Source organism: Rahnella sp. PAMC25559, assembly GCF_050632365.1.
Classification (GTDB): Bacteria; Pseudomonadota; Gammaproteobacteria; order Enterobacterales; family Enterobacteriaceae; genus Rahnella; species Rahnella rivi.
In genome coordinates this window covers 2,052,335-2,077,232 of record NZ_CP192543.1, presented here as the reverse complement: position 1 = coordinate 2,077,232, position 24,898 = coordinate 2,052,335, and the positions used below count along the sequence as shown (strand labels likewise).

Genomic DNA, 24,898 nt, shown 5'->3' with positions numbered 1-24,898 from the left:
GATCTCAAATGTCGGGTGAAAAACCGAAAAACTACGGCCAGAAACTGGCCGAAAGCCGCAGCAGGATCCTCGATCTCCTTCTGAACACCGATGACCTCGCCGACAGTATTCTGGGCGAGGAACCTGACGTTGATGACGCCACGCGCGCGCAACTGATGGATTACACCGCAGAGCTCAGCTCGCGGGTGCAAAAACTCCACGCAGCCGACGTCGCCGACGTCCTGGAAGCGTTGCCGATCCGCGAACGTCTGGCGCTGTGGCGTCTGGTCGAACCGGCAGCGCGCGGTAAAGCACTGGTCGAAGTCTCCGAAACCGTCTGGGACAGCCTCATTGAAGAGATGAGCGACAAAGACCTGCTGAAAACCATGTCGCTGCTTGATGTAGACGATCAGGTGTATCTGGCAGAATATCTTCCCCGCGACCTGACTGGCCGTGTGCTGACCTCGCTGGAGCCAAAGCAGCGGGAAAAAGTCCGCGAAGTGATGAAGTTCAACAAAGAATGCGTTGGCCGAATCATGGATTTCGAGCTGCTGACCGTCCGTCCGGACGTCACGCTCGGCGCCGTTCAGCGTTTTCTGCGCTCCCGCAAAATCATTCCGCAGGCCAGCGACAAGCTCTTTGTCACTGACCGCAAAAACACCCTGCTTGGCGAACTGCCGCTGACCACCATTTTACTCAATCCGCCGGAGACGAAAGTCGCTGACGTGATGATTACCGATCTCACCAGCTTCGAGCCGGAAGATAAAGCCGAAGACGCCGCCAGCGCGTTCGAACGTTATGACCTGATCACCGCGCCGGTAGTGGATAAAAAAGGCAAGCTGATGGGACGGCTGACGGTGGAAGAGATCGTTGATTTCGTCAACAACGACACCGACAGCAATCTGCGCCGGATGGGCGGATTAAGCCCGGAAGAGGATGTCTTTTCTCCGGTCAGCAAAGCGGTACGCAACCGCTGGGCGTGGCTGGCTATCAATCTGTGTACCGCCTTTGTGGCTTCGCGCGTGATTGGTCTGTTTGAACACACGATTTCGCAGCTGGTGGCGCTCGCCGCCCTGATGCCGATTGTGGCGGGCATCGGCGGTAACACCGGGAATCAGACCATCACGATGATCGTGCGCGGTCTGGCGCTGCACCATGTTCAGGTAGGAAACCTGAAATTTCTGATGTTCAGGGAGCTTGGCGTGGCGTTGATTAACGGTCTGGTCTGGGGCGGGCTGATGGGTATCGTCACCTGGCTGTTGTACGGCGACTGGCAGATGGGCGGCGTAATGACCCTGGCCATGATCCTAAATCTGCTGCTGGCGGCGCTGATGGGCGTCATTATCCCGCTCACGATGGTCCGCATGGGCCGCGACCCCGCCATCGGTTCCAGCGTGATGATTACCGCACTGACCGACACCGGCGGCTTCTTTATCTTCCTCGGCCTCGCCACTATATTCCTGATCTAAACCTCTTTTCCGGCCTGCGGGCCGGTAAAAGATTTCCCGCAGAATTTTCCCGATAATACCCGCTGAAAAACGCGTTTGATTTCTGCTACTGATTATTCGTTATCGCTGTAAGAGTGATGTAGAATTCATACTAATAATCTTAAAAAAATAGATATCCCTCCGACGCGAAGAATGCCGTCTTAACCGACGTTGTCTCAGGTGATGCGGGGGTTAATAACAGAAAAAACAAGTTTCACCGTTACTTTCTGCCACTCACGGCCAGTCAGAAAAAGGTTTGCACCGTGGAAAAAATAAAACAGACCACTTTCTTTTCGGAAAAGGTCAACTGGAAGGTGCCTCTGCTGACGGGCATTGCCATTTGTCTGCTGGCCCTTGCCTGCCTGGGAATCATTCAAAAAACCTCGAGTCTGGCCGGATTGTGGTTGCCGACGGCGTTGCTGATCCCGGTGCTGTTTCATCACCGCTATCTCGACTGGATCGCGCTGCTCTGCGCTGCGGCGCTGGGGATTGTTGCCGCGCATTTTATCGCGGGTACGCCGGTGCTGCGTTACCTGCCCTACACGGTGAATAATCTGATTGAAGCCACGCTCTGCGCCTTGTTGCTGCGCCGCGCGTTACCGGCACAAGATCCACTTTCCGGCCTGAGCCACTGGGTCAAATTTCTGGTGATCGCGGTGATCTTCTGCCCGCTGGTAAGTTCAGTGTTTATGATGCTGTTCATTCTGCACATCCACACCGCGGCGGAATTGCAGGATCGTTTTGCCACCTGGTATATGTCAGAAGCGGTGGCTATCCTCGCGCTGACGCCGCTGGGGCTGATTTATCAGCGCGGCTACCTCAAACAAATTCTGACTTCACGTCGTCTTGTTGAACTGCTTGCCACACTGGTCATCACGCTGGCGCTCGGTTTTATGGCGCTTAAATGGCTGCCTTATACCTTTGCCTTTATTACTATTCCGTTGCTGTGGTCAGCTATCCGCCTGCCGCGCCTTGAAGCCTTTATTATTTTCCTGTCGATGACGCTGATGATCGCCCTGCTGCAAACCAGCGGTATTATCACCGTCCAGCCCCATGCCATACAGATCCCGCAAGGGCTGATCTTCCTGCCGCTGTTACTGATCCTGCTGCCCGCCAATGCGATGGCGATGGCGATGCACACCCTGCGTACTGAAAAGTCACATATCACGCAGAGCGAAAACCGCTTTCGCAATGCCATGGAATACTCGGCAATCGGCATGGCGCTGGTTTCCCCGCAGGGTAAATGGCTGCAGGTGAATAAATCGCTGTGTAAGCTGCTGGGGTATGAAGCTGACTACCTGAAAACCCTGTCTTTTCAGGACATCACTCATCCGGAAGACTTAGGTAAAGACCTCGCCTTGCTCCAGCAATTGCTGGATGACGAAATTCAGAGCTACACCATGGAGAAGCGCTACCTGTGCCGCAATGGTGAAATGGTCTGGGTGTTGCTGGCCGTCTCCCTGGTGCGTGATGAAGATCAGAAACCGCTCTATTTCATCTCGCAAATCGAAGATATTACCGAGTTGAAACACACCGAAGTGACTAACAAACGGCTGTCCGAAGCGCTGCATGAAGAAAAAGAACTGCTGCACATCACGCTCAATTCCATCAACGAAGCCGTGATCTCCACCGACCGGGATTTGAACGTCACCTTCATGAATCCGGTCGCCGAGAACATGACCGGCTGGAAAGAGTCTCAGGCACAGGGTCAGCCGGTCGGGCGCATTGTACACATCACCAAAGGGCCGGAGGGGCCGCTGCTGGGTAATTTGCAGCAGTTCGATATCAACGAGAATTTGCACTCCTCCGTCGAACAGTCTCTGGTTCTGCACGGCCACAATACCGGCATGTTTGACGTCCAGCTGGCCGTCTCGCCGTTGCGCACCCTAAAAGATGAACCCATTGGCATTGTGCTGGTGTTGCAGGACGTCAGTAAATCCCGCGAACTGATGCGCAAACTCAGCTACAGCGCATCACATGATTTACTCACCGGTTTAGCTAACCGTGGCAGCTTTGAAAAGAGCCTGAAAAAAGCACTGAGCCTGACCGCCATACATCAGCAGCCGCACAGTCTGGCATTTATCGATCTCGACCGGTTTAAGGCGATTAATGACACGGCGGGCCACGCGGCGGGGGATGAACTGCTGCGCCAGCTGAGCACGCTGATGCAGGATCACATCCGGAACAGCGACCGTCTGGCACGCCTGGGCGGCGATGAGTTTGCACTGATCCTGTTTGATTGTCCGCTGGAACAAGGGTTGTTAACCCTTCAGCAACTGGTGAACAAAATCAACGCGTTCCAGTTTATCTGGGAAGAACAGATTTATCGCATCGGCGCCAGCGCCGGGTTGACGCAAATTAACGATGCCAGGATCAGCGGCAGCGAATATATGGCGCAGGCCGACGTCGCCTGTTACACAGCCAAACACAACGGGCGCGGCCGGGTCTTTACCTATGAATCGCGGCAAAAACTGCAACTGTCTTCACACACGGCGCTGTTCCGCCCGGAAGATATCACCCGCATTCTCACCGAAAATCAGCTGACGCTGCATTGCCGCGCCGCTTCCCCGCCGAAAACGCCGCTGTCGGTGTGTTTCTATCAGATATCGGTACAGCTGGCGATCCCCAATCAGATAGTGCAAACGGCAGCGCTGTTCCTGCAGGCCGCCCATTTTTACGACATGATGGCGGACGTTGACCGCTGGATGTTACGGCGCGTGCTTTTGGATTACGGACAAGGCATCGCCAATAAAGGCATTTGTGTGGCCATCCCGCTCTCAACCGAAGGTCTGTTGCAACCTGCGCTGCGTGATGAATTGCTGCATCTGCTGGAGACCACGCCGCTGCCGCTGTCGTCGATCACCCTGATGATTGATGATGCCGTCTTGCTCAAGCATCCCGATTTGCGAACGTTTATCGCCGGTATCCGTCAGCAGGGATGTAAGATCGTGGTGCAGAATATCGGCAAAAATATGCTCGAATTTAACCAGTTAAAGGCCAACATGGTGGATTACGTGCAGATTGATCCGAGCTTTATGGCACAGATCCACTACAACCAGATGCATGAAGTGCTGGTGACGATCCTGCATGGCAACACTCACCGCTTAAACGCGCAGACGCTGGCGGGCCCGGCGGATATCAATGAGACGCTGGATAAACTCACCGGCATTGGCATCGATCTGGTCGGCGGCGATACCATTGCCCCGGAAACCTCACTGGAAAAACTGCTCAATACCGGTTACTTCGGCATTCACTAAGGCGTATCGGACTGCCAGTCATGATTGAACCATAAATGCAGCGTGGCATAAGTGCGCCACGGCCGCCAGACTTCGGCGTAACGGGCAATTTTACCCGGTGTCATCCCCGGAAAACGCTGCTTAATCAGATAGTCCCCACCGAGAAAAATGTCGGGCGCCGACCAGGCGCGCATCGCGACATAACTGGCGGTCCAGCTGCCGATGCCGGGCATTGCAAGCAGCAATCGGATCCCTTCCTGCGCATCGGTTATGGTATCCAGCGGTAACTCCCCTGCTTCGACCGCCTGCGCCAGCCCGATCAGACAGGCTGCGCGTTTGGCCTGTACGCCAATACCGCGCAAATCATCCACCGTTAATTGCCCGATAGCGGCCGGAGACGGAAACAGATGCGTCAGGGCCGCAAACGGCGTGCTCACGGGTTCGCCCCATTTTTCCGTCAGCCGGGTGGCAAGCGTCGCCGCCATTTTTACGCTGACCAGTTGCCCGAGGATCGCCCTGACCGTCAGCTCAAAACGGTTAACGCATCCCGGTAATCGGAGTCCCGCCGCATTGTCCGCCAGCGCCCCCAGCCCGGCGGCAATCACGTCGGGTCGGGCATCCAGATCCAGCAAACGCCGCACCTGCTGCGCAACCTTTTCGGCAGCCGGCTCCAGCGACGGTGAGAGTTCCAGTTCAACGCGATTTTCCGCCGGTACAGGCCGCAACCGCAGCCAGCCGGTCAGCCGCTCGCCGTTGTGTAACACCGCCAGGGTACGCTGATAATCATCGCCGTCCTGCTGCTCAACGCCCTGCAACGCCCGCGCGCCGAGAAACGCCGTCATCCACTGCCAGTCATACGGAGGCTGATACGTCAGAAGCATGTTGCTCACAGGACAATCCTTATAAAAATGGCCCCCGGTTGGGAGCCATTGGTGTCATTTCAGGTAGCAATGAGATTACTTGCGACGCCAGGTGGTGCCCGCCGCACCATCTTCTAACACGATGCCCATTTCATTGAGACGGTCACGCGCTTTGTCCGCCATACCCCAGTCTTTGCTGGCGCGGGCATCGTTGCGCTGTTTGATCAACGCTTCGATTTCAGCGACTTCATCGTCGTTATCCGCCTGCGCACCGGATTTCAGGAACTGCTCCGGATCCTGCTCCAGCAGACCGAGCACACCCGCCAGCTGACGCAGTTCTGCCGCCAGACCGTTGGCCGCCGACAGGTCTTCCGCTTTCAGGCGGTTAATGTCGCGCGCCATATCGAACAGCACGGAGTAGGCTTCCGGGGTATTGAAATCGTCGTCCATGGCGGAGCGGAAACGGGCAACGAAAGCGTCACCACCGGCTGGCGTTGCGGCAGCATCCGTCCCGCGCAGTGCGGTGTACAGACGTTCCATCGAGGTACGCGCCAGTTTCAGGTTCTCTTCGCTGTAGTTCAGCTGGCTGCGGTAATGGCCAGACATCAGGAAGTAACGCACACTTTCGGCATCATAATATTTCAGCACATCGCGCACGGTGAAGAAGTTATCCAGCGATTTGGACATCTTTTCGCGGTCGATCATTACCATGCCGGAGTGCATCCAGGTGTTCACATACGGGCCGTCGTGCGCGCAGCTGGACTGCGCAATTTCGTTTTCGTGGTGCGGGAACATCAGATCAGACCCGCCGCCGTGGATATCAAAATGATCGCCCAACTGTTTGCAGTTCATCGCAGAACATTCGATATGCCAGCCCGGACGGCCTTCGCCCCACGGTGACGTCCAGCTCGGCTCGCCCGGCTTGGACATTTTCCACAGCACGAAATCCATCGGATTGCGTTTTACATTGGCTTCCACTTCCACGCGGGCGCCCGCCTGCAACTGGTCCAGATCCTGACGGGACAACAGGCCGTAATCAGGATCGCTTTCCACCCAGAACATGACGTCGCCGTTTGAGGCCACATAGGCGTGATCGCGGTCGATAAGCTTCTGCACGATTTCGATAATTTCCTTAATATGCTGCGTCGCACGCGGTTCGGAGTCCGGCGGCAGAATATTCAGCGCAGCAAAATCATTGTGCATTTCAGCGATCATGCGGTCTGTCAGTGCGGAGAAATTCTCGCCATTCTCAGCGGCACGTTTGATGATCTTGTCGTCGATGTCAGTGATATTACGCACGTATTTCAGGTCATAACCGAGGTAACGCAGGTAACGCGACACCACGTCGAAAGACACAAAAGTCCGACCATGACCAATGTGACACAGGTCGTAAACAGTGATCCCACACACGTACATCCCGACTTTACCGGCATGAATTGGCTTGAATTCCTCTTTTTGGCGACTCAGGGTATTAAAAATCTTCAGCATCAGGCTATTCCGTGTGTTGGGCGTAGAAAATGATGGTTGCGCGCTTTCGCGACGCTCGGGCTCATAATATAACGAAAACGCCTTCACCGAAACGGCATAAGGCCGCCGGACGGGCTTTAGTCCTCACAAACCGCCTGCTGACGGCAACTTTTGAGTTATGGTATAAGAAAAGGCTATAGTAGCGGCTCTTACTGAGAGCACACATCAACATAAGCAGGATGATTAATATGGTCACTTTCCACACCAACCACGGCGACATCGTAGTAAAAACTTTTGCTGACAAAGCACCCGTTACGGTTGAAAACTTCCTGAACTATTGCCGTAAAGGCTTCTACGACAACACAATTTTCCACCGTGTTATCGATGGTTTCATGATCCAGGGCGGCGGTTTTGAGCCAGGCATGAACCAGAAAAACACCGACGCACAGATCAAAAACGAAGCAGACAACGGCCTGAAAAACACCAAAGGCACGCTGGCGATGGCGCGTACCAACGATCCGCATTCTGCCACTGCACAGTTCTTCATCAACGTAACTGACAACGATTTCCTGAACCACAGCGGCAAAAACGCACAGGGTTGGGGTTACTGCGTATTCGCAGAAGTGGTTGAAGGTCATGATGTGGTTGATGCGATCCGCGCAGTGAAAACCGGCCGCAGCGGCATGCACCAGGATGTTCCAAAAGAAGATGTTGTGATCAAAAGCGTCACAGTCAGCGAATAATCAACGTCGGGATGACCACGTTTTTTATCGCAGATATTCATCTTTGCGCACAGGAACCGGCAATCACTGCCGGTTTTCTGCGTTTTTTACGCGAAGATGCGCCGCAGGCCGACGCGCTGTACATTCTCGGGGATTTGTTCGAAGCCTGGATTGGCGACGATGATCCACAGCCGTTACACGCAGACATCGCTGCGGCGTTAAACCACTTACACCAGCAAGGCGTTCCCTGCTTCTTCATTCACGGCAACCGCGATTTTCTGCTTGGCCGCCGCTTTGCGCGCGACAGCCTGATGACCCTGCTGCCAGAGAAAAAAGTCCTCGAACTTTATGGCCGCCGCGTCCTGATCCTGCACGGCGATACGTTGTGTACCGACGACGTTGCCTATCAGAACTTCCGCAAGAAAGTGCATAATCCGCTGATTCAAAAGTTGTTCCTGATGTTACCGCTGAAATGGCGTTTAGGTATTGCCGCCAAAATGCGCGCCAACAGCAAAGCGTCTAATCAGGGAAAATCACAGGAAATTATGGATGTGAACCCGCAGGCGGTGGTGAATGACATGCAGGCAGCAGGCGTAGAATGGATGATCCACGGCCACACCCATCGCCCGGCGATCCATGATGTACAGCTTGGGGCGAAAACCGGCCACCGCGTGGTGTTAGGGGCGTGGCACGAAGAAGGGTCGGTGGTCAAAGTCACCGCCGATAACGTAGAGCTGATCAGTTTCCCGTTTTAAGGCTGCACACCGGCGTACCACTGTGGAAACGGAATTGCTCATCCGGCGCCAAAATCAGTTCCGCTTCTATTCTGCCAAAAAACTCTACCCGATCGCTGATGTCCCCTCCGGCATATTGCTCCGCCAGCGCCAGATAATCGGCAAAATGACGTGATTCTGAGCGCAGCAGCGAAGTGTAAAAACGCGACAACGTGTCATCGAGATGCGGCGCGATTTTCGCAAAACGCTCGCAGGAACGCGCTTCGATGTACGCCCCGATAATCAGGCGGTCGACCAGAATATTTAAATCATCATGATGACGGGTATGTTTAATCATCCCGCTGGCGTAGCGCGACGGTGAAAGCTGGGTGTAGGTGACATTGCGCTTTTGCATGATTTCCACCACCTGCTCGAAATGATGAAGTTCTTCCCGCGCCAGGCGCGCCGCGCAAAACAGCAGTTCAGTGCGATCCAGATATTTCGTCATCAGGCTCATCGCCGTGGCCGCCGCTTTTTTTTCACAGTTGGCGTGATCAATCAGCATCACCGCCTGATTTTCCAGCGCCACATCCACCCACAAAGCCGGTGTTTCACAGTGCAAAAAATCATAAATCGGTGCCAGTAAAGCCTGCGTCATCATTCAGTTTCCAGTGTTGATTGCTCATAATAGTGTGGTCCGGATTATACAAATCTGCCCGCCACTTCTCATCAAAAATGCACCGTATTCCGGCGACGCAACCGTTTTCCTTGCTCCGTGAGCATGATATCATTTGCGCCCTCGCAGTTTCTATTTCCGAATCACAGGAGCTTTACAGACATGTCATCCAACGTTACCCCGGCAAAAATCGCCATCGTTATGGGGTCTAAAAGTGACTGGGCGACCATGCAGTTCGCCGCCGAAGTCCTCACAACGCTGAATATTCCTTTCCATGTCGATATCGTCTCCGCACACCGCACGCCGGACAAATTATTCACTTTCGCTGAACAGGCTTCGGCGAATGGCTTTGATGTGATCATCGCGGGTGCAGGCGGCGCGGCACATTTACCCGGTATGCTGGCTGCGAAAACGCTGGTGCCGGTGCTTGGTGTGCCGGTGCAAAGTGCTGCGCTGAGTGGCATCGACAGCCTGTATTCCATCGTACAAATGCCGCGCGGTATTCCGGTGGGTACACTGGCGATTGGTAAAGCCGGTGCGGCAAATGCTGCGCTGCTGGCCGCACAGATTCTCGCGCTGCACGATGCTGAGATTGCGAAAAGCCTGGCCGCATGGCGCACCGCGCAAACCGATGAAGTGCTGAATAATCCCGATCCACGGGAGCAAGCATGAAGCCGGTTTGCGTGCTCGGAAACGGCCAGTTAGGCAGGATGCTGCGTCAGGCCGGTGAACCGCTGGGGATCGCTGTTTTTCCCGTCGGCCTGGATGCCGAACCGGAAGCCGTGCCGTATCAGCAAAGCGTTATTACCGCTGAAATCGAACGCTGGCCGGAAACCGCGCTGACCCGCGAACTGGCGACACACAATGCGTTTGTTAACCGCGAAATCTTCCCGCGTCTGGCCGACCGCCTGACGCAAAAACAGTTGCTCGATCAGCTCGGTCTGGCAACCGCACCGTGGCAGTTACTGGCCGATGCCGCCGAATGGCCGCAGGTATTCTCCGAAATTGGCGAACTGGCGATTGTGAAACGTCGCGTCGGCGGTTACGACGGCCGTGGTCAGTGGCGTTTGCGCTCCGGCGAAGAAAATACGCTGCCGCAGGATTGCTACGGTGAATGCATCGTTGAACAGGGCATCAATTTCTCCGGCGAAGTGTCGCTGGTCGGTGCGCGGGGTCACGACGGCAAAACCGTGTTTTACCCGCTGACCCATAACCTGCATCAGGATGGTATTCTGCGCACCAGCGTCGCGCTGCCGCAGCCGGACGCCGCCCTGCAACAGCAGGCGGAACGCATGTTGTCAGCCATCCTCAACGAACTGAATTACGTCGGCGTGATGGCGATGGAATGTTTCGTGGTCAGTGAAGGTTTGCTGATTAACGAGCTGGCCCCGCGCGTGCATAACAGCGGTCACTGGACGCAAAACGGTGCATCTTACAGCCAGTTTGAAATGCACCTGCGCGCGATCCTCGGTCTGCCGTTGCCGCAACCGGTGGTCAGTACGCCGTCGGTGATGGTGAATCTGATTGGTACAGAGGTGTCAGAAGCATGGCTGAGCCTGCCGCTGGTCAATCTGCACTGGTATGAGAAGGAAGTGCGTCCAGGGCGTAAAGTCGGACACCTGAATCTCAACGACGCCAGCGCCAGCCTGCTGAAAGACAATCTCAACGCACTGATCCCGACGCTGCCGGCAGAATACGCCAGCGGTATTGAATGGGCGATTGAAAAGCTGTGATTTTCAGGCTTCCTCCCCTGCGAAGGGGAGGAATTTAAACACTACGAATCATATTGCCTGAACAACGCCCTTCCCCGCAGTAACCGCACACCCAGCCAGCCACCGCAGACCGACAGCAGCAACGCACTCACCACCGGTACGGCGATCCACATCAGGTAATTCGGTTCCCATGGGAAATCGAACACTTTGCGTTGCAGCAGCCATAATGCGGCTTCCGCACCGATGGCGGCAGCGACACCGGCCACCAGCCCGAGCACGGCAAACTCACACCACAGCGTGCGATGCAGCATCTTTTTGCTGGCGCCCAGCGTCCGGTAAACAATCAGCTCCTGACGGCGCTGACGCATGCCGACCTGAATCTGCGCCAGCAGCAGTAAACCGCCGCACAGCATCACCAGAATCACCATCACCTCCAGCGCCCTGCTCACCTGCTGCAATACCTGCCCTACCTGACGCAGGATCGAGCCGATATCCATCAGGCTCACCGTCGGGAACTGGCGGTTGAGCTGCGTGATGGTGCGGTCATCGCCGTGATAACGGAAGCTGGTCAGCCAGCTTTGCGGCTGGCCGTCGAGCGCGCCCGGCGGGAAGATGAAGTAGAAATTCGGCTTCAGGCTGTCCCAGTCCACTTTTCGCAGGCTGGTGATTTTAGCGCTGAACTCCTGGGTATCGCCGCTGAACGTCACGGTATCGCCGAGTTTCAGCCCCAGACGCCCCGCCAGCCCTTCGTCGATCGACACTTCACCGGCTTTCGGCGGCCCGTTGCCTGCCACCAGCGGATTATGATCTGGCAGCCCTTCCATCCAGGTCAGATTCAGTTCACGGTTTACGGCTTCAGCGCCCGCGTCGTCCGGTTTAATGATCTCGGTGGCGACCTTGTCGTTAATCCCGGTCAGGCGAACCCGCACAATCGGATAGAAGGTTTCCGGCTGCGCTTTATGCTGATGCAGGAAATCCGTCACCTGCGGAATTTGCTCTTTCGTGATATTGAGCAGGAAGTAATTCGGGCTGTCCGGCGGAAGCTGTTGCTCCCAGCGATCCAGCAAATCCCCGCGCATCACCAGCAGCAAAGCCAGCAACATAAACGACATGGAGAACGCCGCCAGCTGGCTGAGCGTCACCCACGGCTGTCGCAGCAGACGGTTAACGGCTAAACGCAGCGGCAACTGACGGAAAGTCAGACGACGCAGTAACAACAGCGCCCCCCAGCCAATCACGCCCAGCAGCAACGACAGCACCAGCACGCCAGCCAGCAAAGACCACAGCAGCGAACTTCCGCCCATCAGCGCCGCCAGCAGACCGACCACCACCAGAATCATGACCGGCAGGAAGTAGCGCAGCGGCCAGACGTTAGCGACCACATCATTACGCAGCACGCGCAATGGCTGCGTAGCCAGTAACTGGCGATAAGGGCGAATACCAATCAGGAAAGAGATCACCACCATCGCGCCCATCGACCAGACCCACGGCCAGACACCGGCGGGAGGAAGCGCCGCTGGCAGTACCGGTGCCAGAACTTTCATCAGCACCGCTTCAAATGCCAGACCGACCAGACTGCCGCAAATCCCCGCCAGCACCATTACCGCAACCCACTGGCCGATGATCAGCCTGCGCAGGGCTTTTTTCCCCGCACCGAGGGTTTTGAGCACAGCCACCAGATCGTAACGGCTGCGGCAGTAATGCCCCATCGACACGGCAATGGCGGCAATCGACAGCATCAGCGTCAGCAATGCCGACAACGTCAGGAACTGCTGCGAGCGCTGCAACGATTTCCCCAGCGCACCGTCGGAATCTTCCATTCCGGTCCAGCGCTGATCGGGTTTCAGCAGCCCTTTTATCGCATCGCCATAGATCTGAATCGCCTGCGGCGAACCGGCAAACATATAACGGTAGGTCAGGCGGCTGCCCGGCTGAACCGCGCCGGTTTTCGGCACATCCGCCAGATTCATGATCACCCGTGGCGCGGTCTGGAACGGGTTGAAGCCCGAATCCGGCTCCTGCACCACCACACCGGCAATTTTCAGCGTGGAGTCACCCACGTCCAGATTGTCGCCCACTTTTACGTTGAGTAACGCCAGCAGACGCGGCGCAACCAGCACGGTGCCCGGCTCAGGTTTCAGCCCGGCGGGTTCGGTTTGCAACGTGCCATACAGCGGGTAAGCCAGATCGGTGGCTTTTACCGCCGCCAGCTGTGGCGTTTCACCGGCAAACGTCATGGTCATGAAAGAGAGCTGACGGCTGACCTTCAGCCCCTGCTTTTCCGCGTCCTGCAACCAGGCTTCGGTGATCGGCCGGGCGGAGCGCAGCACGCGGTCACCGGCGATAAACTCGCGGCTTTGCTGACTCAGCCCTTTGTCCATACGGTCACTGATGCTGCCGAGCGCCAGCACACAGGCCACCGCCAGCGTCAGTGCCAGCCAGACAATCAGCAGCGAAGGCGAACGCCATTCGCGCCAGAACCAGCGCCAGATCATGCTTCCTCCCACAACTTCCCGTCACGCAGACGCAAGCGCCGCTGGCAACGCGCCGCCAGTTGCTCGTCGTGGGTGACCAGAATCAGGGTGGTGGCCGCATCGCGGTTCAGGGAGAACAGCAGATCGACAATGCGTTCGCCGGTCGCACGATCCAGATTGCCGGTCGGCTCATCGGCGAACAGCAGTTTAGGTTTACCGATAAATGCCCGCGCCAGCGCCACGCGTTGCTGCTCGCCGCCCGAAAGCTGCGCAGGCAGATGGTGCAGACGCCCGCCGAGCCCGAGACTTTCCAGTAACTGAACCGCCTGCTGACGGCTGTTGCTGTCGCTTTCGCCGCGCAGCAATGCCGGAAGCTGGACGTTTTCCAGCGCGTTGAGCGTCGGCACCAGCATGAAGGACTGAAACACGAAGCCCACATTTTTTGCCCGCAGCGCGGCGCGACCTTCTTCGTTAAGTTTACTGAGAGATTTGCCGAGCAAAACCACATCGCCGCTGGTGCCGTCATCCAGCCCGGCAAGAATGCCCAGCAGGGTGGATTTACCGGAACCGGATTCCCCAATCAGCGCAATTGTCTGCGCCGGTTTGACAACCAGCTCCACACCGGACAGGATGGTGAGCTGTCCTTCACCCTGACCGACGTGCTTATTAAGATGATGAACTTCAAGAACGTTTTCCGCTGGCATCTCCCCTTCCTTATGTTGTTAGGATTATTGAGTTTTCGCGCCGTTGCTGCTGATAACTTGCTGATTATTGGCGACAGTTTAAGTGCTGTCTATCGCCTGCCTGTAGCCGAATCATGGCCGTCACTGCTGAATAAAAAATGGCAAAAAGAAGGGGGGAAACCCACCATTATTAACGCCAGCATCAGCGGAGATACCGCCGAACAAGGGCTGGCGCGATTGTCTGCGCTGCTGCAACAACATCATCCGCGCTGGGTGCTGATTGAGTTGGGTGCCAACGACGGTTTACGCGGATTCCCGCCACAAACCATTTCGCAGACCCTGACCCAAATTATCGCTCAGGTTAAACACGCCGATGCCCAGCCGTTGCTGATGCAAATCCGCCTGCCGCCAAACTATGGCCGCCGCTACGGTGATGCGTTCTATGCCATCTATCCGGCGCTGGCGAAGCAGGAGAATATCCCGCTGGTGCCGTTCTTTATGGAACAGGTCGCCGTGAAACCGGAATGGATGCAGGATGACGGCTTGCACCCGGCGCTGGCAGCCCAGTCGTTTATTGCCGACTGGATGTCTGAAAAACTCACGCCGCTACTGACGCATTAGGTTTAAAATACGAAAAATAAAATAATACCGGGACGTGAGTAAAACCAGGACGTTACCTTTTTCACCCGACTCCCTAGTAAATCACAGCCATAAAAAATAGGGACACCTCACAGGTAAAGTTATGCAAAAAGCAGTATTAATCACCGGTTGTTCCAGCGGTATCGGGCTGGTGGCTGCACAAGATTTGCGCAGCCGTGGTTACCGGGTGCTGGCTGCATGCCGGAAACCACAGGATATCGACACACTTCAGCAGATGGGTTTTGAAACCATACCGCTGGATCTTGATGATGAAGAGAGCGTCATACACGCCGCTGCGCAGGTGATCGCGTTGACCGGCAATCGCCTGTATGGCCTGTTCAACAATGCCGGATATGGCGTTTACGGCCCGCTGAACAGCATCAGCCGTGCGCAATTCGAGAAACAATTCTCCACCAACCTGTTCGGCACACATCAGCTGACTCAACTTTTGTTGCCCGCCATGCTGCCGCACGGCGAAGGCCGCATTATTCAGACCAGTTCGGTGATGGGGCTGATTACCACGCCCCGCCGCGGCGTTTATGCCGCCAGTAAATTCGCGCTGGAAGCCTGGTCCGACACGCTGCGCATGGAGCTGCACGGCACGGGCATTCAGGTCAGCCTGATTGAACCCGGCCCGCTCAGCAGCAATTTCACCGCCAACGTCAGTCAGTCACAAGCTGACCAGCCGGTAGAAAATCCGGGCATCGCCCGTCGTTTTACGCTCAAGCCGGAGGCGGTTTTACCCAAACTGCACCATGCTTTGGAGAACCCGCGTGCGCGTCTGCGTTATCCGGTGACCCTGGTCGCCCATGCGCTGACGGTGCTCAAACGCCTGTTGCCCGGCCGGTTGCTGGATAAAATATTGCGCGGAAACAGCTAAGTAAAAGCGCCGGGGGGTTGAAGCAGTAAGAGTCGCCCCCATCTCATTTTTAACGCTTTAAATGCCTTAGTCAGAGAGAACGAATTCATGCTTGCACAACCTACGATTATTGATATTGACGAAACAAACCTGCAACAGGCACTGGAGCAATCCATGTCTGTGCCGGTGATGTTCTATTTCTGGTCAGAACGCAGTCAGCATTGCCTGCAACTCGGGCCGATTCTCGACAAACTGGCGGTGGAATATGCCGGTCAGCTGATTCTGGCGAAGGTCGATTGCGATGTGCAGCAAATGGTCGCTCAGCAGTTTGGTCTGCGTTCGATTCCGGCGGTTTACCTGTTTAAAGACGGTCAGCCAGTCGATGGTTTCCAGGGCCCGCAGCCGGAAGAAGTGATCCGCGAACTGCTGCAAAAAGTTCTGCCGAAAGAAGAAGAGCTGAAGCTGGCTCAGGCACAGGAACTGTTACAGGCAGGCAATGCAGCTGAAGCCCTGCCGCTGCTCAAAGAGGCCTGGCAGCTGAGCAATCAGCGCAGTGATATCGGTCTGTTGCTGGCCGAAACGCACATTCATCTCAACCGTAGTGATGACGCTGAGGCCGTACTGGCCACCATTCCGTTGCAAGACAAAGATTCCCGCTATCAGGGGCTGGTTGCGCAGATTGAGCTGCTCAAACAGGCAGCGGATACCCCGGAAATTCAGCAACTTCAGCAGGAGCTGTCGCAGGATCCTGATAATGCAGAGCTCATTGTTAAACTCAGCCTGCAACTGCATCAGGTTGGCCGCAACGAAGAAGCGCTGGAACTGCTGATGGCACCGCTGAAGAAAGATTTAGCCGCGGCTAACGGCGCGGCGCGTAAAACGCTGATGGATATCCTGGCCGCACTTGGCACCGGTGATGCCCTGGCCGCGAAATATCGACGTCAGTTATATTCTTTGCTTTACTGATTCATCAGAATTTTAATTTAAAAATGCCGGCCTTGCGCCGGCTTTTTTATTTCCACGCATTAAGAAGAAGTTACATATCCCATCACAATATAAAATATATTCAGCGTTTTTAATTTGATATGTGAATGTATTTATTTTCTCTTAAAGAAGAATACATCCTTACAATCACGTGATATTCTCGCCGCCCTAAAAACATCGAAGGCAGATGTTATTCGCAAAATAATTAAACGATCAACGCAGAACCTGAAAATAATTGTCAGCAAAAACAATTCAATAAAACCGTTATTATCCATCGAGCATGAGTAATATTATTTACATGGAGTTTGTTATATGAAGTTTAAAAAAGGATTGATTTCTTCAATATTATTCATGGGGCAAATTAGTGATGCGTCAGCTGCCTTAATGCGTGATGATATCAATGTTCAGGTTTACCGGGATTACGCGGAGAACCGTGGCGTATTTTTCCCCGGCGCCGTCAACGTTCCGGTCTATCATATTGACGGTTCCATGAGTGGTACGCTTAACGTTATCCCTGATTTCAGTTCGAATGCTGATGGCGGTTTTTCAACGCTCATCTCTGCACAGGTCGCCCCCTCTGCTGTCCATGTTGGTTATACGGACAATCTCACTTTCGGCAAACGATTCCAGCAATTAGATGCCACCCTTTTCAGCGGTGCCGAGAAAGCCGAAAGCTACACCTTAATGAACGAGGTGACCAAACGCGCTTATGATGTGGAGACAACTGACGATTATAAAATTACACGTCTGCGCACCCTCGTGACCGATGCGGCCCCTTCAGAATTATTTACCGATACGTCGCAAATAAAAAAAGGACTTGTTATTGCCCGTGTGGGTGGCGGGACTTTTGCCGTTGCGCTGGACAAAAATACGATTCAGGATCTGGGTTATGGGCCAATGGCAGGCGGCACAAACATCATCGAAACCGTGAGCCTTAATGGCCAGGTATACAACCTAAGAATAACGCTGACAGAAGCGCAGAAGACCGCTCTTGATGTCGGCACTCTGGGCGGTGACAGTGGCAGTGGCGTATGGGGATGGGATACAAAATCTCAGAGCTGGAAACTGGTGGCGATCAACTCGGCTGGCGGCGGCACGAAAGGCTACGGAAAGACGAGTTTTTTCAGGACAGCCCCGCAGTGGACGCTGGACACCATGGAAAGCTTTAACGATGCGGCGATTAGCACGTTAAATAGCTCGGATATTATTTACGCAGGCGCACAAAACAGTAAAAGTGGCGAAGGTTATTTGACGCTCAATGGTAACGATATTCTTTACCACGGAATACGCACAGATATCGCCGCTTCCGCCTTAGTCAATAATGACTTCAAAAGTAACAAGAACCTTATATTTGGTGGCGCGGGCGGCACTATCCAGCTCACGGAAAAAAACCTGAATTTAGGCGCGGGATCGATAACCTTTAATTCAGATTACATTCTTTCCGACGGCGGCGATAATAACCGCCGGTTAAACAGCGCGGGCTATATTATCAACGCGGGTGCGGTCGTCACCAGTTTACTTACCGGCGGCGTCGGCGATATCTGGCGTAAAATTGGCGATGGCACGCTGATTATTGCCGGTAACGGGAATAATCAGGCCGGATTAAATGTAGGCGACGGCCTGACTATTCTGCAACGGGTGGGCGGTTCCGCACTGAAAACCCTGCATATCGGCAGCGGACGGGCTATCGTCCGGCTGGGTGCTGCCGATCAGCTGGTGGGGACGCAGGTTGGCTTCGGCACGCGCGGCGGGATCCTTGATCTCTACGGTCAGTCGCTGAGCTGGAATGACATTATCCACATGGACAACGGCGCGACCATTGCCGCCACCAAATCCGGCGCGCAATCCACCTTCACATTCACCGGTAGCGGACCAAAAACATTCCTCGGGAACTTCATCGACGGCGGCTCACTGAGCGACGGGCTGCTGCATCTGGTGTATGCGCCAGCGACGAAAGATTCTTCCTGGACACTGAAAGGCTATATCGATACACGCGGTGGGATGGATATCACCTCCGGTAATCTGGCGGTTCAGGGCGCGCTGACGCTGCATGCCGGCGGCTATATCGATCCGACCCAGTATGAGAAAGCCAGCTTTGATCTGGGCGACAGCCTGGTCAATCTTACTGATGCCAGTTTCACCGTAGGCCGCAACGCCACGGCACGCGGACGTTTTGTGCTTGATGACAAATCAACTCTGATCGTCGATTCCCGTGGTGAGACGAGCAGCGATGCTCAGGGCGTGCTTGAAGGCGCTTATTTAGACGGCAGCGTGAATTTAACCACCAAAAACTCAACCCTGCGCGTCACGCCTGATGACAAATTCAGGGTACAAATCAATGCCGATTTAAGCGGGCAAGGCCGGATTATCAAAGAAGGCGCAGGCACCCTTTTCCTCACCGGCATCAATGCGCTCACCGGAAGCAGCCTGATTTCAGAAGGCCGCGTGATCGTCAACACCCTCGCCAGCCTGGGTACTCAGCGTGACGGCTGGATCATCGAAAAAACCGGCGTGCTCGATGCAGGCAACAACGCCGGCAGCATTGCTTCCATTTTAAACACCATTTCTGCCGCATCCCGCGGCGTGCTGGCGCTGAGCGGTTCAATCACCTCTGCCGCTGATATGAAGAGCCTGAAGGATGACTTGTATATCGGCAGCAGCGGCTATTTGTCGCTGGGTACTTTCGGGCAAAACCTGACTGCGGGCGCTGATACATTCTATCTGGGCGGCGGTGATGGCGAAGTCGGCATCAAGGGCAACCTCACAACGGGAGACTCGCTGTTCCTCGGGAACGGGGAAAGCAGTGGCATTGTTCGTATAGAAAGTCACAACGCCAACTGGGTGGGCGACATTGATTTGCGGCGCGGAATTACCCTTATCGGTGATTTTGATGATTCCCTTGGCAATGGCACCCTGAGCGTGGGTTACGGCGCGATCGCCACTTCGAAATTTATCTCAAATATCTCCCAGGATTCTGCCGGGATGATCAACATCGATCAGGCGCAACGTTTTGGTTACGACCTCAGCAATTTCGAGCGGTTAGCGCTGGGTGCGCTGGCAGGCGAGACGCTGACGATCGACCAGCCGCTGATTGCCGCCCAAAACGGCTATTACTTCTCAGGTACCGGTAATGTGCTGGTAAACAGCGCTCTGGATAAAAACAGCGATCTCAGCATTGATGCGCAAGATAACCAGGGCGGTATTATCACCCTCAACCATGCCTCTGATCTGGAAGGCATGGTCAACGTGCGTGGTTTTAACGCCAGCAATATAGCTTCAGCAAAAAGTGACATGACCCTGAAAATGGGCGTTGATGAGGCGATTGGCGGCAAAGCACACGTAATGTTAGAAGATGGCGGCGTTCTGGATCTGAACGGCCATACTGCTTCCCTGAATATTGAGAAAAGCAGCACACTGTCAAAAATCACTTCCTCGCAAACTCAAAGCGATTCCACACTGAATCTTCTGGTTAATTCAGATACCACACTGAACAGTTCTATTTCCGGTTCCCATATTCACCTGAACAAAATGGGGCTGGGTACGCTCATTGTGGCCGGGGAAAATACCTTCAGCGGAGAGACGTTGTTAGCCGCCGGGAAAACGCAGCTCAATAGCAGCCATGCCTTTGGTCTGAAGACGAATGCCGTGACCATCGCGAAAGATGCGTTGCTCGATCTGTATGGCCACAGCATTGAAAACACCCTCACCCTGAATTCTGGCAGTTTGCTCAATACGCACTCCGGAGCTGTCAGCATTGGGGGGATTAACCTTCAAAATGACAGTGCGATGACCCTCTACGGGACATCGGACAGAGCAACCATTGGCTCTTACCGGCTAAACGGCCATCACCTTACTGTCAGTAATACGCTGACGAGGTTAGACGCATCCGCTTTTGATGACGGCGATATCACGTTCAATAAAAGTAAACTGGAATGGAACGCTAACAATAGTCTGCTAAGTCATAGCACCGGCTCCTTCACGGTCGGAAACGGAACCACCCTCGAGTTGCGAGATGTGGATCAAACATCCGGGCCTTCAAAAACACTGGTACTCGATGGCGGTATCATCGCTTCAGGCACGAACGGCAATGGTGGCGGAGGCGGGGCAAAACTTCGTAGTGAGATTAATGTCGCCAGTAGCGGAACGTTAGTGGGAAACAACACCGCATTTAACATTATGTTCCGCATTTTTGGCTCACTGACGGGCAAAGGGATACTCACTATTGCGGGCAGTCATTCCGTAGGGTTACTTGGCGATACATCGGCCTTTACCGGCAAAATTTATATACAAAACAAAAGTACTTTGCGTCTGTTGCCGGAAATGGACACCTCATTGTCAGCCAGCATGGAGAGTCAGGGGGCTGGGAAGATTATTAAAGAAGGAACCCGCAAACTCACATTAAGCGGTAACAATCATCTCTATATGAATGAACTGGAGATTAAAGCCGGCGATTTGGTATTCACGAATGCCGACTCCTTAACCGGTGGCAAAATTAAAATGACCGGCGGGAACCTGGGATTCGCCAGCGATGAAAACCTGATCTTCAATAACGCCATCAGCGGCACATCCGGCAGCCTCGTTAAACAAGGCACGGGCAGCGTCGTTCTCAATGCGGTGAATACGTTCAACCAAAAAACAGTGGTTGAAGACGGCACGCTGGTGGTGGGTGATGCCCTGCATGCCAGCGCGCAGTTAGCCGGAAATATAGAGGTTAATCCTTTCGGCACATTGCAGGGTTACGGTACGGTTGGCGGAAATGTCTCCAACAGCGGCCTTGTACGCCCGGCGGGTGCAGGGAAAACCTTCAACGTTAAAGGCAAATACATCCAGACGGCGGATGCGACGTTGTTCATCGATATCGATCCCCTGCTGGGTGCTTCAAAACTTGCCGTTACGGGGATGGCAGAACTTGCCGGACACCTGCAAACGCTCTTCGCACCAGGCACATACACTGAACAGGCGTATGAAATTCTGACCGCCGCGGGCGGCGTCACCGGAGTGTTTGCCGATAACCTTCAGGTGGGCAACGACGTGATGAGTCAGTCGCTGACTTATGCGGCCAACGGCGTGACCCTGACGACAGTGGCGAACCCGGTTAATCCCGTTAACCCGGTTAATCCTGTTAATCCCGTTAATCCTGTGAACCCGGTAAATCCTGTTAATCCGGTTAACCCAGTTGATCCGGTTACCCCTGTTAACCCGGTTGATCCTGTAGACCCTGTTAATCCGGTCGACCCGATTGACCCCGCTGATCCGGTTATCCCTGTCGATCCGATTGACCCTATAGACCCCGCTGATCCGGTTATCCCTGCCGATCCGACTGATGATGTTAAGCCGCAGCCAAGGTTTGTCGTGCGTCCGTCGAATATTCACGCCTACGACCCGCAACTGATGGCTATCGGCTTGCAGAAATCCACGCAATGGAGCCTGCACCAGGTGGACTGGGCATTAAATCCGTTCGTTAAATCGGGCTGCGATATGTCCGGGCAATGCTTCAGTGACGATGCGATGTGGATTATGCCGCACACCAGCAAGGGTTCCGGCAGTTCGGGCCTGAGTGCGGATATTAATGGCATTTCTATCGGCGGATATATTGAGAGTCACGCCACCCGCGTGGGCGTCTCTGTCGATAACTCGGATTATGACCTCTCATCCGACGGCGCCTCTTCTTCTGCCAGTCGCTACGCCGTGAATGTGTTTGCATCCGAAAAATTAAGTGACATCGTGCTGTCCGGCTCGCTGGGATATACGCACTCCCCTACCGATACCACACGTCAGGTCACCCGCAGCGGCATCTCTCTGGGCGAAGGAAAAAGCTCAGTGTCCGCCGAGGCGATAACCACGGCCCTCAGCGCCAGCTTACCGCTAACGTTGGGTGACATGAGCATCGTTCCTCAAATCGGCATAGAAGGCCTGAATGTTTATTATTCTGGCTTTGATGAAAGCATGTCAGCGAATAATGAAATGTTCGATTCAGTCATCGGCAAGATGAAAGTTCGCGGTGACGCCGATCGCTACACCAGCGTGCAGCCGAACATCGGCGTCAGCGTTTCCAACACCTATATTGTTGCGGGCAAAGAAGTCACTCCGAATCTGAACCTGACCTACCGAAGGGAATTGATGAATGACAACGACAGTAACGTCTACAGCAATGACGGCACGCCATTCACTGTTTCCGGCAATACGTTAGGCCGTGATATTGCGGAGTATTCCGCTGGCGTTGACGTGAAACTCACACCGAATCTGCGGGCAACGCTCAGTTACACCGGCAGCCATCAGCAGGAATATCAGTATCAGGAAGGCATGGCTCAGGTGAAATACAGTTTCTGATGACAGAGGAAGCAGAAATTCCCCCTGCTTTATGACATCAGCACTCCTCAAAGGCCGCCGATTTTTCGCGGCCTTTTCATTATGTTCATTCACAGCGATCTTCTTTATTAATACGAAGCCTTATTGAATTGTGCGACAATTCGCCATGCGCCTGACCGTTTGGTGAGTGCGCCAGGGAGATATTTTATCGGGATGTTCCAGCCGGAATATTCAGGACTCAATTTACAGGAGTTTCATCTATGTTTGATCTCATCCCCATTCCAATCCTTATCCTGATCGTCCTTGCCGTGCTGGTGGTTTTTGCCGGCATCAAAATCGTGCCGCAGGGCTACCAGTGGACCGTCGAACGTTTCGGGCGTTACACCAAAACGTTGATGCCGGGGCTGAACCTGGTGGTGCCTTTCGTTGATCGCGTTGGTCGCCGGATCAACATGATGGAACAGGTACTGGATATTCCGTCTCAGGAAGTGATTTCCCGCGATAACGCCAATGTCGCCATCGACGCCGTCTGCTTTATTCAGGTGATCGACCCCGCGCGCGCAGCCTATGAAGTCAGCAACCTGGAGCAGGCCATTGTGAACCTCACAATGACAAACTTCCGTACCGTACTCGGCTCAATGGAGCTCGATGAGATGCTGTCACAACGCGACAACATCAACGCACGTTTGCTGCATATCGTCGATGAAGCGACTAATCCGTGGGGCGTAAAAATTACCCGTATCGAAATTCGCGACGTGCGTCCACCGGCAGAGCTTATCTCTGCCATGAACGCGCAGATGAAAGCCGAACGTACGAAACGCGCCGATATTCTTGAAGCCGAAGGTGTGCGCCAGTCGGCGATCCTGCGGGCTGAAGGTGAAAAACAGTCGCAGATCCTCAAAGCGGAAGGTGAGCGGCAGTCAGCGTTCTTACAGGCCGAAGCCCGTGAACGTGCGGCAGAAGCGGAAGCCCAGGCGACCAAAATGGTGTCAGAAGCCATCGCCGCCGGCAGCGTCCATGCCATCAATTACTTTGTGGCACAGAAATACACCGACGCACTGACAAAAATCGGTTCTGCCAACAACAGCAAAGTGATCATGATGCCGCTGGATGCCAGCAGCCTGATGGGCTCGATTGGTGGTATCGCTGAATTACTGAAAGAATCAAAAGGCGAAAAATAATGCTGCAAAACCTGATGGCGACGCCGCATCTGTTCTGGCTGTCGCTCGGCGGTCTGTTACTGGCGGCTGAGCTGGTCGGGGCGAGCGGTTATTTACTGTGGAGCGGCGTGGCAGCCGCGCTGGTAGGGTTAATCACCTGGATCCTGCCCCTGCCGTGGGAATGGCAAGGTGTGGCTTTTGCACTGCTCACCGTTATCGCAGCCTGGCTGTGGTGGAAATGGCTCAACCAGCGCATGGATAAAAACAGTGCCAATGCTTCATTAAACCTGCGCGGGCAGCAGATGGTCGGTACCTATGCCACCGTCATTGAGCCTGCGGTAAATCACTTCACCCGTGTAAAAGTCGGTGACAGCAGCTGGCGCGCGGTGTGTACTTCGCCGCTCAACGTCGGTGACGAAGTGATGATCACCGGCGTGGAAGGCGCGACGCTGCGCGTGGAGCCTCACCGCCGTTAACGGGTGTGGCAGCAGCCGCTGAGGTTGTCGATGATCGGGCAACTGGCGCCGTCGTCACCCGGACAGGATTCCGCCAGCGTCAGCAGACGCTGGCGCATCACGTTCAGTTCTTCAATATGCCGCGCAATATCTGCGGCCTTTTCCAGCGTCCTCGCTTTCACATCCGCACTGTGCCGCTCCGGATTATGAAATAACGCGATCAACTCCTGACACTCATCCAGCGTGAACCCGACCTGCCGCGCCTGTCGCAGCAGCGTCAGCTCTTCAATGTGTTTTTGCGCATAGCGGCGATAGCCGTTGTCACCACGCATCGGCGCGGTCACCAGCCCCTTCTCTTCGTAAAAACGAATCGCTTTGCTGGTCAGCCCGGTTTTTTTTGCCACATCACTGATATTCATTTCGCCTCCACGACGTGCTGGTTTTTGCGCAACAGGTCACCATCATACGCCTGGTATGCCCATT

Annotated in this window: 18 protein-coding genes; 12 read left to right on the top strand and 6 right to left on the bottom strand. The window is 54.7% G+C overall.

Features of this window, described 5'->3' with window-relative positions; genetic code table 11:
• Nucleotides 1-8 precede the first annotated feature (8 nt).
• A complete protein-coding gene (mgtE, locus tag ACQZQY_RS10750) occupies nucleotides 9-1,448 on the top strand; it encodes a magnesium transporter (RefSeq protein WP_056771295.1) in 1,440 nt (479 codons plus the stop codon).
• A gap of 281 nt (nucleotides 1,449-1,729) precedes the next feature.
• Complete coding sequence (locus tag ACQZQY_RS10745) at nucleotides 1,730-4,723, top strand: PAS domain S-box protein (protein WP_431297082.1); 2,994 nt, start codon at nucleotides 1,730-1,732, stop codon at nucleotides 4,721-4,723.
• On the opposite strand, the gene alkA is transcribed toward ACQZQY_RS10745, so the two are convergent.
• Nucleotides 4,720-5,583 carry a DNA-3-methyladenine glycosylase 2 gene (gene alkA, locus ACQZQY_RS10740; protein WP_431297177.1) on the bottom strand — a complete coding sequence of 288 codons (864 nt, stop codon included), beginning with the start codon at nucleotides 5,581-5,583 and terminating at the stop codon, nucleotides 4,720-4,722. The two genes, ACQZQY_RS10745 and alkA, sit on opposite strands and share 4 nt — an antisense overlap.
• Before the next feature lie 75 nt (nucleotides 5,584-5,658).
• Nucleotides 5,659-7,050: a cysteine--tRNA ligase gene (cysS, locus tag ACQZQY_RS10735; RefSeq protein WP_431297081.1), complete on the bottom strand. Its 1,392-nt coding sequence runs from the start codon at nucleotides 7,048-7,050 to the stop codon at nucleotides 5,659-5,661.
• 227 nt (nucleotides 7,051-7,277) lie between these two features.
• Between cysS and ppiB the strand changes: the two genes are divergently transcribed.
• Both ppiB and lpxH read left to right on the top strand, forming a co-directional pair.
• Nucleotides 7,278-7,772: a peptidylprolyl isomerase B gene (ppiB, locus tag ACQZQY_RS10730; RefSeq protein WP_431297080.1), complete on the top strand. Its 495-nt coding sequence runs from the start codon at nucleotides 7,278-7,280 to the stop codon at nucleotides 7,770-7,772.
• A gap of 11 nt (nucleotides 7,773-7,783) precedes the next feature.
• On the top strand, nucleotides 7,784-8,506 hold the full coding sequence (gene lpxH / locus ACQZQY_RS10725) for a UDP-2,3-diacylglucosamine diphosphatase (protein WP_183848854.1): 723 nt from the start codon (nucleotides 7,784-7,786) through the stop codon (nucleotides 8,504-8,506).
• On the opposite strand, the gene ACQZQY_RS10720 is transcribed toward lpxH, so the two are convergent.
• Entirely contained in the window at nucleotides 8,490-9,122 is a 633-nt protein-coding gene (locus tag ACQZQY_RS10720; protein WP_056771997.1) for a tRNA-(ms[2]io[6]A)-hydroxylase, read from the bottom strand. The genes lpxH and ACQZQY_RS10720 overlap by 17 nt on opposite strands.
• Before the next feature lie 180 nt (nucleotides 9,123-9,302).
• Between ACQZQY_RS10720 and purE the strand changes: the two genes are divergently transcribed.
• Together purE and purK are read left to right on the top strand one after the other, a co-directional pair.
• Nucleotides 9,303-9,812, top strand: coding sequence for a 5-(carboxyamino)imidazole ribonucleotide mutase (gene purE / locus ACQZQY_RS10715; RefSeq protein WP_122095978.1), 510 nt, complete (start codon nucleotides 9,303-9,305; stop codon nucleotides 9,810-9,812).
• The gene (gene purK / locus ACQZQY_RS10710; protein ID WP_431297079.1) at nucleotides 9,809-10,873 is read left to right on the top strand and encodes a 5-(carboxyamino)imidazole ribonucleotide synthase; all 1,065 of its coding nucleotides are present in this window, start codon (nucleotides 9,809-9,811) and stop codon (nucleotides 10,871-10,873) included. Before purE ends, purK begins: the two co-directional genes overlap by 4 nt.
• A gap of 41 nt (nucleotides 10,874-10,914) precedes the next feature.
• On the opposite strand, the gene ybbP is transcribed toward purK, so the two are convergent.
• Complete coding sequence (ybbP, locus tag ACQZQY_RS10705; protein WP_431297078.1) at nucleotides 10,915-13,347, bottom strand: putative ABC transporter permease subunit YbbP; 2,433 nt, start codon at nucleotides 13,345-13,347, stop codon at nucleotides 10,915-10,917.
• Nucleotides 13,344-14,030 carry a putative ABC transporter ATP-binding protein YbbA gene (gene ybbA / locus ACQZQY_RS10700; protein WP_056771257.1) on the bottom strand — a complete coding sequence of 229 codons (687 nt, stop codon included), beginning with the start codon at nucleotides 14,028-14,030 and terminating at the stop codon, nucleotides 13,344-13,346. Before ybbA ends, ybbP begins: the two co-directional genes overlap by 4 nt.
• On the opposite strand from ybbA, the gene tesA reads away from it, so the two are divergent.
• The 6 genes from tesA to ACQZQY_RS10670 all read left to right on the top strand — a co-directional run bounded on the left by tesA (nucleotide 14,001) and on the right by ACQZQY_RS10670 (nucleotide 24,436).
• Nucleotides 14,001-14,630 (top strand): multifunctional acyl-CoA thioesterase I/protease I/lysophospholipase L1, encoded by a 630-nt coding sequence (tesA, locus tag ACQZQY_RS10695; protein ID WP_122096121.1) that lies wholly within the window; start codon nucleotides 14,001-14,003, stop codon nucleotides 14,628-14,630. The two genes, ybbA and tesA, sit on opposite strands and share 30 nt — an antisense overlap.
• Nucleotides 14,631-14,751: 121 nt before the next feature.
• Nucleotides 14,752-15,528 carry an SDR family oxidoreductase gene (locus ACQZQY_RS10690; protein WP_056771250.1) on the top strand — a complete coding sequence of 259 codons (777 nt, stop codon included), beginning with the start codon at nucleotides 14,752-14,754 and terminating at the stop codon, nucleotides 15,526-15,528.
• A gap of 87 nt (nucleotides 15,529-15,615) precedes the next feature.
• A complete protein-coding gene (locus ACQZQY_RS10685) occupies nucleotides 15,616-16,473 on the top strand; it encodes a thioredoxin family protein (protein ID WP_136374687.1) in 858 nt (285 codons plus the stop codon).
• A 330-nt stretch (nucleotides 16,474-16,803) separates the two neighbouring features.
• Entirely contained in the window at nucleotides 16,804-22,821 is a 6,018-nt protein-coding gene (locus ACQZQY_RS10680) for a S6 family peptidase (protein WP_431297077.1), read from the top strand.
• A gap of 239 nt (nucleotides 22,822-23,060) precedes the next feature.
• Nucleotides 23,061-23,981 (top strand): SPFH domain-containing protein, encoded by a 921-nt coding sequence (locus tag ACQZQY_RS10675; RefSeq protein WP_056771239.1) that lies wholly within the window; start codon nucleotides 23,061-23,063, stop codon nucleotides 23,979-23,981.
• Nucleotides 23,981-24,436: an NfeD family protein gene (locus tag ACQZQY_RS10670; RefSeq protein WP_431297076.1), complete on the top strand. Its 456-nt coding sequence runs from the start codon at nucleotides 23,981-23,983 to the stop codon at nucleotides 24,434-24,436. The genes ACQZQY_RS10675 and ACQZQY_RS10670 overlap by 1 nt, the downstream gene beginning before the upstream one ends.
• On the opposite strand, the gene cueR is transcribed toward ACQZQY_RS10670, so the two are convergent.
• A complete protein-coding gene (gene cueR, locus ACQZQY_RS10665; protein ID WP_056771234.1) occupies nucleotides 24,433-24,834 on the bottom strand; it encodes a Cu(I)-responsive transcriptional regulator in 402 nt (133 codons plus the stop codon). The genes ACQZQY_RS10670 and cueR overlap by 4 nt on opposite strands.
• Nucleotides 24,835-24,898 lie beyond the last annotated feature (64 nt).

Bases quoted from the DNA above. Each gene is read 5' to 3' on its own strand.
- tesA (WP_122096121.1), top strand. From the start codon at position 14,001: ATGAACTTCAAGAACGTTTTCCGCTGGCATCTCCCCTTCCTTATGTTG.
- purK (WP_431297079.1), top strand. From the start codon at position 9,809: ATGAAGCCGGTTTGCGTGCTCGGAAACGGCCAGTTAGGCAGGATGCTG.
- ybbA (WP_056771257.1), bottom strand. From the start codon at position 14,030: ATGCCAGCGGAAAACGTTCTTGAAGTTCATCATCTTAATAAGCACGTC.
- cueR (WP_056771234.1), bottom strand. From the start codon at position 24,834: ATGAATATCAGTGATGTGGCAAAAAAAACCGGGCTGACCAGCAAAGCG.
- ACQZQY_RS10685 (WP_136374687.1), top strand. From the start codon at position 15,616: ATGCTTGCACAACCTACGATTATTGATATTGACGAAACAAACCTGCAA.
- purE (WP_122095978.1), top strand. From the start codon at position 9,303: ATGTCATCCAACGTTACCCCGGCAAAAATCGCCATCGTTATGGGGTCT.
- lpxH (WP_183848854.1), top strand. From the start codon at position 7,784: ATGACCACGTTTTTTATCGCAGATATTCATCTTTGCGCACAGGAACCG.
- ACQZQY_RS10720 (WP_056771997.1), bottom strand. From the start codon at position 9,122: ATGACGCAGGCTTTACTGGCACCGATTTATGATTTTTTGCACTGTGAA.
- cysS (WP_431297081.1), bottom strand. From the start codon at position 7,050: ATGCTGAAGATTTTTAATACCCTGAGTCGCCAAAAAGAGGAATTCAAG.
- alkA (WP_431297177.1), bottom strand. From the start codon at position 5,583: ATGCTTCTGACGTATCAGCCTCCGTATGACTGGCAGTGGATGACGGCG.
- ACQZQY_RS10680 (WP_431297077.1), top strand. From the start codon at position 16,804: ATGAAGTTTAAAAAAGGATTGATTTCTTCAATATTATTCATGGGGCAA.
- ppiB (WP_431297080.1), top strand. From the start codon at position 7,278: ATGGTCACTTTCCACACCAACCACGGCGACATCGTAGTAAAAACTTTT.
- ACQZQY_RS10675 (WP_056771239.1), top strand. From the start codon at position 23,061: ATGTTTGATCTCATCCCCATTCCAATCCTTATCCTGATCGTCCTTGCC.
- ACQZQY_RS10670 (WP_431297076.1), top strand. From the start codon at position 23,981: ATGCTGCAAAACCTGATGGCGACGCCGCATCTGTTCTGGCTGTCGCTC.
- ACQZQY_RS10690 (WP_056771250.1), top strand. From the start codon at position 14,752: ATGCAAAAAGCAGTATTAATCACCGGTTGTTCCAGCGGTATCGGGCTG.
- ybbP (WP_431297078.1), bottom strand. From the start codon at position 13,347: ATGATCTGGCGCTGGTTCTGGCGCGAATGGCGTTCGCCTTCGCTGCTG.
- mgtE (WP_056771295.1), top strand. From the start codon at position 9: ATGTCGGGTGAAAAACCGAAAAACTACGGCCAGAAACTGGCCGAAAGC.